Raw genomic sequence first — 11,728 nt, 5'->3', positions numbered from 1 at the left:
AGTCTCAGTGGCGGAGCATCGCTTCACGTTCGGTCTGTGGACCGTCGGCAATCCGGGCCGTGACCCGTTCGGCGGGCCGACGCGGGCCGAGGTCGACCCGGTCGACTCGGTCCACAAACTGGCCGAGCTCGGCGCGTGGGGCGTGTCGCTGCACGACGACGACCTGATCCCGATCGGCTCCAGCCAGGCCGAGAAGGACAAGATCGTGGCGCGCTTCAAGGACGCGCTGGAGGAGACCGGGCTCGGCGTCGGCATGGCCACGACGAACCTGTTCGGCCACCCGGCGTTCAAGGACGGCGCGTTCACCTCCAACGACCGCGGCGTGCGCCGCGCGGCGATCGGCAAGGCGGCGCGGTTCATCGACACCGCGGCCGAGCTCAACGCCGAGGTCTACGTCTTCTGGGGCGGCCGTGAGGGCACCGAGGTCGGCGTCGCCAAGGACCCGCGTGACGCGCTCGAGCGCTACCGCGAGGCGATCAACGTGCTCTCCCAGTACGTCGTCGACCAGGGCTACAACCTGCGCTTCGCGATGGAGCCCAAGCCCAACGAGCCGCGCGGGGACATCTTCCTGCCGACCGTCGGCCACGCGCTGCACTTCATCGAGACGCTCGACCGCCCGGAGATGGTGGGCGTGAACCCCGAGTTCGCGCACGAGACGATGGCGGGCCTGAGCTTCCACCACGCGATCGGCCACGCGCTGTGGGCGGACAAGCTCTTCCACATCGATCTCAACTCGCAGCGGATCGGCCGCTACGACCAGGACTTCCGCTTCGGCGCCGAGGACTTGAAGGAGTCGTTCCTGCTCGTGCGCCTGCTCGAGCGCGCCGGCTACAGCGGCCCGCTGCACTTCGACGCGCACTCCTACCGCAACGAGAACGCCGCGGGCGTGTGGGACTTCGCCGCCGGCTGCATGGCGACCTACCGCGCGCTGGCCGAGAAGGCCGCGTACTTCGACTCGCTGCCGGACGTGCAGGAGGCGCTGCTGGGCGCGTCCCAGCCCGAGCTGGGCGAGTCCTCCGCGGGCGGCGACGACGCCGCGACGCTCAAGGGCGAGGCCGAGTGGGCCAACCTCGACCAGCTGGCCGAGCGCGGCTACTACAACGAGAAGCTCGACCAGATTCTCGTCGAGGTCCTGCTCGGCGTCCGGTAGCTTCCCGCGTCATTCACGACGCACTCATCATCCGCGGCGCCCGCGAGAACAACCTCAAGGGCGTCGACCTCGACATCCCCAAGCACAAGATCACGGTCTTCACGGGGGTGTCGGGGTCGGGCAAGTCGTCGATCGTGTTCGACACGATCGCGGCTGAGTCCCAGCGCCTGCTCAACGACACGATGCCGGCGTTCGTGCAGACGTACCTGCCGAGCTACGGGCAGCCGGACGCCGATGAGCTGGCCGAGCTCAGCCCCGCGATCATCGTCGACCAGAAGAAGATCGGCGGCAACGCGCGCAGCACGGTCGGCACCTACACCGACGCGTACACGATGCTGCGCGTGCTGTTCTCCCGGCTGAGCGAGCCGAGCGCGGGGATCAGCAGCCGCTACAGCTTCAACGACCCGCGCGGCATGTGCCCCGAGTGCGAGGGCCTCGGCCGGATCGCGGCCGTCGACGAGGACGCGCTCGTCGATCCCGGCAAGTCGCTCAACGAGGGCGCGATCGACTTCCCGAACTACAACGTCGACTCCTGGTACTGGTCGATCATCGCCGGCTCGGGCTTCTTCGACCCCGACAAGAAGGTCGGCGACTACACGCCGGAGGAACGGCACCAGCTGCTGTACGCGGCGGAGACCAAGGTCGAGCTGACGTTCGGCAACAAGACGGTCAACTCCAAGTACGAGGGGCTGATCCTCAAGCTCAAGAAGTCCGTGCTGGGGAAGGAGCCGGAGACGCTGCAGCGGCACCTGCGCGCGGCGGTGGAGCGGATCGCGACGCACCGCGCGTGCACGGCCTGCGCCGGCTCCCGGCTCAACGACGACGCGCGCGCCTCGCGGCTGAACGGCAAGGGCATCGCGGAGTGCTCGTCGCTGGAGGCGCGGGAGCTGGCGGCGTGGGTGCGGTCGATCGAGGCGCCGTCGGTCGCGCCGGTGGTCAACGGGCTCGCGCTGCGGCTCGAGCACCTGGACCGGATCGGGCTCGGCTACCTCAGCCTCGACCGGCCGACCGCGACGCTGAGCGGCGGCGAGTCCCAGCGCGTGCGGCTCGTGCGCCACCTCGGCAGCGCGCTCACCGGGATGACCTACATCTTCGACGAGCCGAGCATCGGGCTGCACCCGCACGACGTGCACCGGCTCAACGAGCTGCTGGTCGAGATCCGCGACAAGGGCAACACGGTCCTGGTCGTCGAGCACGAGCCGGACGTGATCGCGGTCGCCGACCACGTGGTCGACATGGGGCCGGGCGCGGGGCGTGAAGGCGGGACGGTCGTCTACGTCGGCGACGTCGCCGGGCTGCTGGAGTCGGGCACGAAGACCGGCGAGCACTTCGCCCGCCACCAGGCGCTCAAGACCGATCCGCGCACGGCGGACGGGGCGATCGAGATCCGCGGCGCGACGAAGCACAACCTGAAACGGCTGGACGTGGACATCCCGCGCGGCGTGCTCACGGTCGTGACCGGCGTGGCGGGCAGCGGCAAGTCCAGCCTCATCCACGGCTACGTCAAGCGCGTGGAGCCCGACGCGGTGCTGATCGACCAGCGCCTCGGCAGCGGCTCACGGCGCTCGAACCCCGCCACCTACACGAGCATCCTGGACCCGATCCGCAAGGCGTTCGCGAAGGCCAACGGCGTCGATGCGTCGCTGTTCAGCGCCAACTCCAAGGGCGCGTGCCCGGACTGCAACGGGCTCGGGATCATCTACACCGACCTCGCCCACATGGACCCGGTGATCGACGTCTGCGAGGCGTGCGAGGGCCGGCGCTTCACCGACGAGGTGCTCGAGCACACGCTGCGCGGCGCGAGCATCGCCGACGTCTACGCGATGCAGGCCGACGCGGCGGTCGAGTTCTTCACGGAGAAGGCGATCAAGAAGCGGCTGCAGACGATCAGCGACGTGGGCCTGGGCTACGTCACGCTCGGGCAGTCGCTCAGCACGCTCTCCGGCGGCGAGCGCCAGCGGCTCAAGCTCGCCAACGAGCTCGACGACAAGGCCAAGACGCTCGTGCTCGACGAGCCGACCACCGGCCTGCACATGCACGACGTGGACCGCCTGATCGCGCTGATCGACCGGCTCGTGGACGGCGGCGCGACGGTGATCGTGATCGAGCACGACCTCGACGTGATCTCGCGCGCCGACCACGTGATCGACCTCGGGCCCGGCGCCGGCCACGACGGCGGCACGATCGTCTTCCAGGGCCCGCCGCACGCGCTCGTCCAGCACCCGGGTTCGCTCACCGGGCAGCACCTGGCACGCCGACAGGGTTAGCATCGCCACACCATGTGGCGTGGGATCGAAGAGCACCTCGGCTCTGAGCAGGTCTCGCGCGTCGTCTACGGCGCGATCATCGGCATGGCGCTCATCGTCGTGCTCGAGCACCACCCGCCGACCGCGGGCGTGACGACCGCGACGCTGGTCGCGACCGCGCTCGCCGTCGCGCTCGCCGAGCTCTACAGCGACTGGATCGGCCACGTGATGAAGCACCGCGGCGGGTTCCAGCGCCGCGACCTGCACCACATCGCCGCCGACGTCAGCGCGGTGGCGATCGGGATCGTGTTCCCGGACATCTTCTTCCTGCTGGCCACGTTCGGCGTCATGGAGCTCGACACGGCGTTCACGGTCGCCAAGTGGAGCGGGCTCGCGCTGATCACGCTCTACGGCTACGCCGCGGGCCGGCTGTCGGGCGAGTCACGGGGCCGGTCGGCGCTACAGGCGCTCGCCGTCACCGGGATCGGGATCGCGCTGATCGGCTTCAAAGCGCTCGTCCATTAGCTGCTCGATCTGGTCCAGCCGCTGCGCGATGTGCTCGAGCGTGATCGCGTCCGGCGCCTGCCGGCGGCGCCGCGCGGACTCCACGAAGACGGCGGTGATCGTGGCCGTGAACACGCTCATGAAGCCGATCCCGGTGACCATCACGATCGTCGCGATCGCCCGGCCCTCCGTGCTCGTCGGCGTGTGGTCGCCGTAGCCGACGGTGGTGATCGTCTGGATCGAGAACCACAGCCCGGACGCGATGGTCGGGAAGTCCTCCGGATCGACCGCCCGCATCACGATGCCACCGACGATCCCGATGGCGAGCGTGACCCCGGCGATGAGCACGCCGGCGCGGCGCACGGTCAGGTTTCGCATCGCCGCGGATCTTCGGCGTCCGCGGGATGACGGATCCTCGTCCGGTCCGGGTGATGCCCGATCACCCGGACGGGCGCGAGCGTGAGCGACAATGCAGCGCTCTGCTTTCCGCCGGCCGCCACCCGTCGCCGCTTGAGTTGCCTGTTCGGCTGATCGGGCGCCTGAGCGTCGTCCTCGTCCTGGACGCGGCGGCGCTGGTGGCGATCGCCTGGGTGTTGCCGGGCGTCCACGTCGACTCCTTCTGGGCGGCGCTGATCCTGGCGGCGACGATGGGCATCGCGAACGCCGTCGTCTGGCCGCTGCTGCTGCGGGTCGCGCTGCCGTTCACGGTGCTGACCCTCGGGCTCGGCGCGCTGCTGCTGAACGCGCTGCTGCTGACGGTGGTCGCTTCGCTGCTCGACGACGTCTGGATCGAGGACGTCTGGAGCGCGCTCGGCGTGGTGCTTTCGCTCACGCTGATCACGATGCTGTTCGGCGGCGTGCTCGCGCTCGACCGCGGCGACCTGTGGTTCCGGCACATCGTCCGCCGCCAGCTCAAGCGCTCCAAGCTCGCTCGCCACACGGACGAGCCCGGCTTCGTGTTCCTGGAGATCGACGGGCTCGCGCACGACGTGCTGCGGCGGGCGCTGCGGGACGGCAACGCGCCGTTCCTCGCCCGCTGGATCCACGACGACGGCTACAAGCTCTACGGCTGGGAGACCCACTGGTCCTCGCAGACCGGCGCGTGCCAGGCGGGGCTGCTGCACGGCAACGACCACGACATGCCGGCCTTCCGCTGGTGGGAGAAGGACCTCGGCCGCGCGATCGTCACCAACCACCCGCAGGACGCGGCGGAGATCGAGCGCCGCCACTCGGACGGGCGCGGGCTGCTGCACGACGACGGCGCGAGCCGCGCGAACATCCTCAGTGGCGACGCCGCGCACTCGATGCTGACGATGAGCACGGTGCTCGACCGCGACCGCCCGGGGCGGATCGGCCAGGACTACTTCGCCTACTTCGCCTCGCCGTACGGCGTCGCGCGCACGGCGCTGCGGACGATCGGCGAGATCGCGGTGGAGCGCTGGTCGGCGATCCAGCAGGTGCGCCGCGACGTGCGCCCGCGCGTGCACCGCGGCTGGAGCTACGCCGGCGTGCGGGCGTTCGGGACCGTGATCCAGCTCGACCTGCAGGTCGCGGCGGTCACGGCGGACATCCTCGCGGGGCGGCCGTCCGTGTACACAACGTTCCTCGCCTACGACGAGGTCGCGCACCACAGCGGGCTCGAGCGCCCGGACACGCTCGCCGTGCTGCGCCGGGTGGACCGCGCGATCGCCAACATCGCCGAGGCGGTCCCGCACGCGCCGCGGCCCTACCGGCTCGTGGTGCTCTCCGATCACGGCCAGAGCCAGGGCGCGACCTTCAAGCAGCGCTACAAGGAGGAGCTCGAGGACATCGTCGAGCGCCACGGCGGCGGCGACGTCCGCGCCGAGGACGCGCAGTCCGACGAGGGCCGCGCGGCGCTGACCGCGAGCGTGACCGAGTTCGCCACGCGCGACACGCCCGCGGGCCGGATGGTCCGCACCGCGGCCGGCGAGCGGATCGCGGCCCCCGAGCTCGACCCGGAGATCCCCGACGTGTCCGTGATGGCCTCGGGCAACCTCGGGTTGATTACGTTCCCGCGCATCCCGGGGCGGGCGACGCGGGAACAGATCGAAGCCGAGCGGCCCGGGCTGATCGACGCGCTGGTCGCCCATCCGGGCATCGGGTTCGTGATGGTCGACGGGGTCGTGCTCGGCCGCGGCGACGACCCGCTCGCGCCGTACGGGCCGAACGCGGCGGCGCACGTCGCGCGCACGAGCGCCTTCCCGCACTGCCCGGACATCATGGTCAACTCGACCTACTGGGCCGACCTGGACGAGGTCGCGGCGTTCGAGGAGCTGGTCGGCTCGCACGGCGGGATGGGCGGTGGGCAGTCGCACCCGTTCGTCCTCGCACCGCACGACCTGCCGTGGCCGAGCGAGCCGGTGATCGGCGCCGACGCCGTCCACCGCGTCTTCCGCACCTGGCTACAGCTCGACGGACCCGCCGGGGGCGACGACCTCGACGCGGGTGCCGCCGGCGACGGCCGCGCTGAACTCGAGCGGGGGGTCGGTGAGCAGCCGCTCGTGACGGCGGCCGAGCCCCAGCGGCAGGAAGGTGCCCCAGTGAATGGGCACGGCGAGCCGCGGCGCGATCAGGTCGATCACCCGCGCGGCGCCGGCGGGATCGAGATGTCCGGGCCCGAGTGACGGGCCCCAGCCCCAGATCGGGATCAGCGCGCAGTCGACGCGGCCCCTGAGCGCCTCCATCGCGGGGTCGTAGTCCGTGTCGCCGGCGAACCAGACGCCGTCGACGAGGTAGCCGAGCGTGTCGAGCTCCTCGGCGCCTGGGCCGGGCCGGCGGCGCCCGTCGTGCCAGGCGGGCACGGCCTCGACGGTGACGCCGACGTCGACCGTGTCACCCGGCCGGACCTCGTGCACGGCGTAGTCGGCGAGGTACTTGCTCGCGCCGACCGGGGCGAGCGCTGTGGCGGCCAGCCCACGCAGCGACGGCTTGTGCAGGTGGTCGTGGTGCAGGTGGCTGATGAGCACCGCGTCGATGTCCCGCGGGCGCTCGGGCACCGGCACCTGGCGCTTGAGGTGCATGACGCGGTCGCTGAGCACCGGGTCGGTGAGGAGCCGCACGCCGCCGACCTCGATCAGCACGGTCGCGTGCCCGAGCCACGTCACCCGGCGTGAGTGAGGCTTCGTCACCCGTTCGCCCCCGACACTCGTCGCATGACCATGGGACCGCTGCAGGTGCTCGTCATCAACTTCGACGAGGCGAACTTCTCCGGCGAGATCGAGGCGGAGATGACCCGTCTCGAGGAGGCCGGGACCCTCCGCGTGCACGACATCCTCGTCGTCGCCAAGAACCACGAGGGCGAGATCGAGGTGGTGCGCTCCAAGAGCGAGATCGCCGCCACGCTGCTCGGCGAGGAGTCCTCCGACGACCGTGAGCTCTCGCCCGACGAGTGGGCGGTCGCCGACGCGGTCGAGCCCGGCGGCGCGGCCGCGATCGCGATCCTCGAGCACCGCTGGGCGGTGCCGCTCAAGGAGGCGATCGAGCGGGCCGGCGGGCACCACGTCGTCGCCGAGTGGGCGAATGAGGAGGACCTCGCGAACATGGGCGTGGCGATCACTTCTTGATCCAGCGCTCGGCGATCGTCGCTCCGCCGGTGGTCGTGACCACGATCACGGAGGAGACGGCGACGAACCACGTCAGCATCGCGAAGCCGATCCCGATGATCCCGAACTGCGAGGCCGAGGTCGACAGCGTGTGCGGCATCCAGATCACGCTCCAGATGCCGACCCCGGCCATGCCGATCGCGGTCAGCACCGCGCTCGGCAGCAGCCGCAGCGGGCGCACGCGGCGGCCAAGCAGCAGGTAGGGCGTCAGGAGCCACGTCATCGTGCCGATCGCGAGCGTCGAGGCGATCAGCAGCCAGCCGCTGAGCGGCTCGGTGACGATCGGGCGCAGCGTCACGATCAAGGTGATGGTCGACAGCCACAGCAGCGCCCGGAGCGTGTTGCGCATGCCCAGCGTGCGCAGCCCGTACGCGCCCTCGTAGAGACGCTGCAGGCCGCGCGTGAAGGCGAGCGTGGACACGAGCAGCAGGACCACGCCGAGCACGGTCACGCCCGACTCGACCGCGCCCGACGGCGCGAACGCCAGCCGCACGCTCTCGGCCGCCGAGCCCGTGAGCTCGAACTGCTTGACCAGCACGTCGGCGAAGCTCTTGTTGTCCGCGCGCGGCAGCAGCGACGCGTAGACGATCAGCAGCGGCAGGAACGCCGAGTAGCCCTGGGCGGCGATCGCCATCGCGCGGTCGATGCCCTGCACGGAGACGAATCGCTCGAGCCATTCGCGGAAGAACTGCACCACGGGGGAAAGCACGGTCCGGATCGTGCGCAGGCGCGGAGCGACGATGCCTCATCCCGTGAGGATGACGCTCGTTCACACCGGCAGCGGCGAGTGTCTGCGCATGGCGACACAGACACAACCTCCCCGTGGCACCACGCGGGTCCGCTCACGGTCGGGCTGGATCACGTTCGCCGGCTCCTACCTCGTGCTGGCCGGCGCGCTCAACCTGATCTGGGGCGTGACCGCGCTCGCGAACGCGAGCTACTTCCGCGAGGACGGCCTGCTGTGGTCGGACCTGACCTTCTGGGGCTGGGTCGCGGTGATCATCGCGGCCGTGCAGATCCTCGGCGGCGCGCTCGTGTTCATGCAGCGGGTCGGCGGGATGATCATGGCGATCGTGCTGGCGATGGCCGGCATCCTGCTCAACTTCACGTCGATCGGCGCGTACCCCGTGTGGTCGAGCATCGCGATCGTGTGCTCGATGCTCGTGCTGTGGGCCGTCACCGTGCACTGGGAGGAGCTGTCGTGATCCTCGAGATCCGCGTCCGCGGACCGGTCGCCCTGGAGGACGCCGATCGGCTCGGGCTGGTCGCCGAGGCCGCGCCCGTCGCGACGGTGCTGCGCGGGGCGGTCGAGGACCGGCCGGCGCTGCACGGCGCGCTGACGCGGATCATCGACGACGGCCTCGAGCTGATCGAGGTCCGGAGGCTCCCGTCATGAGCCTCGGCGCCTCGCTCTTCCTGATCGCCGTCGGGGCGATCCTGCGCTTCGCGGTGACGGCCGACCTCGCCGGCATCGACATCCAGGTCGTCGGCACGATCCTGATGGTCGTCGGCGTGGTCGGCTTCGCGATCTCGCTGTTCTTCTACTTCCAGGCGCGAGATCGCGGAGCCGCGCCGCCGCTCTAGGCGAAGGTGGCCGACTGCTCGATCGGGGCCTCGACGTCCCGGACGCTGCGGAGCTTGAAGCCGACGACGATCGCGAAGATGCCGCGGAAGATCATCGTGAGCGCGAAGAAGACGGCGAGCGTGACGAGGCCGATCTCCGGCCAGGCCATGATCATGATGCCGACGCCGACGTCCAGCGCGCCGAGCAGGACGCCCCACCACCGGCGGCCCTCGGAGCCGAGCGCGAGCACGACGCGGAACACGCCCTCGGCGATCAGGTACACGCCGAGCACGATCACGATCGCGAGCAGGCTCTCACCGGGGCGGCGGATGCAGATCAGGCCGGCGATCAGCGCGAGCACGCCGAGCAGCGCGTTCATGGCGCGGTTCGCGGGCTCGGTGATGGCCTCGATGATCTCCATGATCGCGGCGATGATGAGATAGATGCCGGCGAGAAGGCCGAGCGTGAGCAGGGTGAGGCCGGGCCAGACGATGGCCGCGATGCCGGTGGCGAGGCAGATGACGCCGAGGACGACGAACAGCCACCAGTTCTTGCCCAGGGAGGGGACTTCGCTGATCATGGCGGCGACGCTAGGTGCGTGAGGGATGACGGCGCCTCATTCGCGACGGATGAGGCAAAGTGCAGGCATGCCGGGCTGGAGAGGCGTGTTCGTGTGCGGTCTGCTCCTGTGGTTGGCGTCGATCGCCGCGCTCGTGCTGACCGACGACGACATCCTGCTGCCGTCGGTCGTGCTGCTCGGCAGCTTCCTCACGCCGGTGACCGTGATCTTCTGGTTCGTCGAGCGTGGCGGCGTGACCGCGCTGACGCCGCGGCGGCTGCTCGCCGGGTTCTTCGTCGCGGGTGTGCTCGGGCTGCTCGTGGCCGCCGTGCTCGAGACCTGGCTGCTGCCGGACCGGCTGCTGCCGAACGTGTGGATCGGGCTGATCGAGGAGCTCTTGAAGGGCCTCGGCGTGTGGGTGCTCGCGCGCGGGCTGCGGGAGTACACGGTGCGTGACGGCGTGCTGCTCGGCACGACCGTCGGGCTCGGGTTCGGCGCGTTCGAGGCGGCGGGCTACACGCTCGCGTGGGGGATGGACGCGTCGGGGCAGTTCGACCTCTCGGACATGCTCGCCGAGGAGGTGATGCGGATCGCGGTCGCGCCGTTCTGCCACGGCGTGTGGACCGGCCTGCTCGGCGGCGTGCTGTTCGCGTGCCGCGGCCGGCTGACGTGGAAGGTGCTGTGGGCGTACCTGGCCGCGTCGTCGCTGCACGCGCTGTGGGACGGCTCCTCGACGGCGGGGATCGTCGTCACCGTGCTCGCGTCCGGCACCGAGACGCAGCGCACTGATCTGTCCAACGGAGACCTGCCGATGCCGTCGACATTGGAGCCCCAGTGGCTGTACGGCGGCGTGCAGTGGGCGGTGATGATCGCGGTCGCGCTGCTCGGTTTGATCCTGCTGCGTGAACGCTGGCTAGGCGCGAATGACGCAGCGGAACCCGAGATGGCTCGTTGACGTGTCGATCGTCTCGCCCTGGCGGGCCGCGGGGCGGTAGCGCAGGCAGTAGCTCGGCGCGCACAGGTGCGAGCCGCCCTTGATCACCTGGCGCGGGATGCCGGTGTCGGCGGCCGGGCCGTGGCACGCGTGGCCGTCCTGCGTGTACGGGTCGCTCGTCCACTCCCAGACGTTGCCGGTCATGTCGAACAGGCCGTAGCCGTTGGGCTCGAAGGTGCCGACCTTCGACGTGCCGCGGTGGCCCTGCCACGGGAACTCGCCGACCCAGCGGTTGGCGCGACGCGGGTCATCGTCGTCGCCCCACGCGAACGCCGCCTGGTCGAGCCCGCCGCGCGCGGCGTACTCCCACTCGGCCTCGGTCGGGAGTGCGGTGCCGGCCCAGTCGCAGTAGGCGGCGACGTCCTCGGGCGTGACGTGCGTGACGGGATGCTTGGCCCGCATGTAGGTGTCGCTGCCGCGACCCTCGGGCTCGTGCCAACACGCGCCGGGGACGTACGCCCACCAGCGCGTGTGGTCGTCGAGCGGCACCGGACCGCGGCTGCGCTGGAAGACGAGCGAGCCGGGCACGAGCAGCGCGGGGTCGGCATCCGGGTACGCGGCGGCGTCCGGCGGTCGCTCGGCCGTGGTGACGTGGCCGGTCGCGCGCACGAAGCGCCGGAAGCTCGCGACGGTGACCGGTGCGGCGTCGATCCAGAACCCGTCGACGCTGACGCTGCGGACCGGCTGCTCCTCCGGGTAGAAGCGCTCGTCGCCCATCCGGAACGTCCCGCCGGCGATCCACACCATCCCCTCGCGCGGCGGCGCCTGGAGCGCCGTGCTCACGCCGCGACCGCCGCGACGTGCGCGCCGCGCGGGACGAGCAGCACGGGGCAGCGCGCGTTGGCGAGCACCCGCCGCGCGGCGCCGCCGGGCAGGACCACGCCGGGCGGCCCGTAGCCGCGCGACCCGAGTACGAGCAGCCCGAGCCGCCCGGTCGCCCGGATGAGCGCGTCCGCGGCGTCGCCCACGAGCACGAGGGGCTCGACCACGAGTGGCCGGGGGCGCCCGCGCGCGCCGTGGCCGGCCGCCGCGGGTCCGTGCGCGCAGACGCCGCCGCGGGCGTCCTCGCCGTACGCGAGCTCGCGGGC

14 protein-coding genes and 1 pseudogene are annotated in these 11,728 nt (G+C 71.2%); 9 read left to right on the top strand and 6 right to left on the bottom strand.

Translation table 11 applies throughout. The features are described from left to right. Nucleotides 1-7: 7 nt before the first annotated feature. The 3 genes from xylA to OJ997_RS30805 are packed head-to-tail and all read left to right on the top strand — an operon-like array spanning nucleotide 8 to nucleotide 3,921. A complete protein-coding gene (xylA, locus tag OJ997_RS30815) occupies nucleotides 8-1,150 on the top strand; it encodes a xylose isomerase (RefSeq protein ID WP_270029199.1) in 1,143 nt (380 codons plus the stop codon). An 11-nt stretch (nucleotides 1,151-1,161) separates the two neighbouring features. Beyond that, nucleotides 1,162-3,417: an ATP-binding cassette domain-containing protein gene (locus tag OJ997_RS30810; RefSeq protein ID WP_372517952.1), complete on the top strand. Its 2,256-nt coding sequence runs from the start codon at nucleotides 1,162-1,164 to the stop codon at nucleotides 3,415-3,417. 12 nt (nucleotides 3,418-3,429) lie between these two features. Beyond that, nucleotides 3,430-3,921: a hypothetical protein gene (locus tag OJ997_RS30805; protein ID WP_270029197.1), complete on the top strand. Its 492-nt coding sequence runs from the start codon at nucleotides 3,430-3,432 to the stop codon at nucleotides 3,919-3,921. Here OJ997_RS30805 and OJ997_RS30800 read toward each other — a convergent pair. Then, complete coding sequence (locus OJ997_RS30800) at nucleotides 3,856-4,278, bottom strand: potassium channel family protein (protein WP_270029196.1); 423 nt, start codon at nucleotides 4,276-4,278, stop codon at nucleotides 3,856-3,858. The genes OJ997_RS30805 and OJ997_RS30800 overlap by 66 nt on opposite strands. Nucleotides 4,279-4,304: 26 nt before the next feature. Between OJ997_RS30800 and OJ997_RS30795 the strand changes: the two are divergent. Next, nucleotides 4,305-5,738, top strand: a pseudogene (locus tag OJ997_RS30795) (phage holin family protein); the annotation flags it as partial. Nucleotides 5,739-6,323: 585 nt separating this feature from the next. On the opposite strand, the gene OJ997_RS30790 reads toward OJ997_RS30795, so the two are convergent. Then, complete coding sequence (locus OJ997_RS30790) at nucleotides 6,324-7,025, bottom strand: MBL fold metallo-hydrolase (RefSeq protein ID WP_270029195.1); 702 nt, start codon at nucleotides 7,023-7,025, stop codon at nucleotides 6,324-6,326. A 48-nt stretch (nucleotides 7,026-7,073) separates the two neighbouring features. Here OJ997_RS30790 and OJ997_RS30785 point away from each other — a divergent pair, with 48 nt between their 5' ends. Further along, complete coding sequence (locus OJ997_RS30785; RefSeq protein ID WP_270029194.1) at nucleotides 7,074-7,484, top strand: hypothetical protein; 411 nt, start codon at nucleotides 7,074-7,076, stop codon at nucleotides 7,482-7,484. Here the strand turns inward: OJ997_RS30785 and OJ997_RS30780 are convergent. Beyond that, entirely contained in the window at nucleotides 7,474-8,232 is a 759-nt protein-coding gene (locus tag OJ997_RS30780; protein ID WP_270029193.1) for a hypothetical protein, read from the bottom strand. The genes OJ997_RS30785 and OJ997_RS30780 overlap by 11 nt on opposite strands. A gap of 88 nt (nucleotides 8,233-8,320) precedes the next feature. Here OJ997_RS30780 and OJ997_RS30775 point away from each other — a divergent pair, with 88 nt between their 5' ends. The 3 genes from OJ997_RS30775 to OJ997_RS30765 are packed head-to-tail and all read left to right on the top strand — an operon-like array spanning nucleotide 8,321 to nucleotide 9,107. After that, nucleotides 8,321-8,728, top strand: a complete 408-nt coding sequence (locus OJ997_RS30775) for a DUF7144 family membrane protein (RefSeq protein WP_270029192.1) — start codon at nucleotides 8,321-8,323, stop codon at nucleotides 8,726-8,728. Beyond that, on the top strand, nucleotides 8,725-8,919 hold the full coding sequence (locus OJ997_RS30770) for a DUF8691 family protein (protein WP_270029191.1): 195 nt from the start codon (nucleotides 8,725-8,727) through the stop codon (nucleotides 8,917-8,919). The genes OJ997_RS30775 and OJ997_RS30770 overlap by 4 nt, the downstream gene beginning before the upstream one ends. Then, a complete protein-coding gene (locus OJ997_RS30765) occupies nucleotides 8,916-9,107 on the top strand; it encodes a DUF6458 family protein (RefSeq protein WP_270029190.1) in 192 nt (63 codons plus the stop codon). Before OJ997_RS30770 ends, OJ997_RS30765 begins: the two co-directional genes overlap by 4 nt. Here OJ997_RS30765 and OJ997_RS30760 read toward each other — a convergent pair. Beyond that, the gene (locus OJ997_RS30760) at nucleotides 9,104-9,667 is read right to left on the bottom strand and encodes an HdeD family acid-resistance protein (RefSeq protein WP_270029189.1); all 564 of its coding nucleotides are present in this window, start codon (nucleotides 9,665-9,667) and stop codon (nucleotides 9,104-9,106) included. The two genes, OJ997_RS30765 and OJ997_RS30760, sit on opposite strands and share 4 nt — an antisense overlap. Before the next feature lie 67 nt (nucleotides 9,668-9,734). Between OJ997_RS30760 and OJ997_RS30755 the strand changes: the two genes are divergently transcribed. Next, on the top strand, nucleotides 9,735-10,601 hold the full coding sequence (locus tag OJ997_RS30755; RefSeq protein WP_270029188.1) for a PrsW family intramembrane metalloprotease: 867 nt from the start codon (nucleotides 9,735-9,737) through the stop codon (nucleotides 10,599-10,601). Here the strand turns inward: OJ997_RS30755 and OJ997_RS30750 are convergent. Together OJ997_RS30750 and OJ997_RS30745 are read right to left on the bottom strand one after the other, a co-directional pair. Beyond that, nucleotides 10,560-11,387 carry a formylglycine-generating enzyme family protein gene (locus OJ997_RS30750; protein ID WP_372517951.1) on the bottom strand — a complete coding sequence of 276 codons (828 nt, stop codon included), beginning with the start codon at nucleotides 11,385-11,387 and terminating at the stop codon, nucleotides 10,560-10,562. The two genes, OJ997_RS30755 and OJ997_RS30750, sit on opposite strands and share 42 nt — an antisense overlap. A gap of 32 nt (nucleotides 11,388-11,419) precedes the next feature. After that, a partial coding sequence (locus tag OJ997_RS30745) for a universal stress protein (RefSeq protein WP_270029186.1) occupies nucleotides 11,420-11,728 on the bottom strand: 309 nt, incomplete at its 5' end.

The sequence above is a fragment of the Solirubrobacter phytolaccae genome, from assembly GCF_027587195.1.
Lineage (GTDB): Bacteria > Actinomycetota > Thermoleophilia > Solirubrobacterales > Solirubrobacteraceae > Solirubrobacter > Solirubrobacter phytolaccae.
Note: the sequence above shows the minus strand (reverse complement) of the source record. Positions and strands in the feature narration are given on the sequence as shown.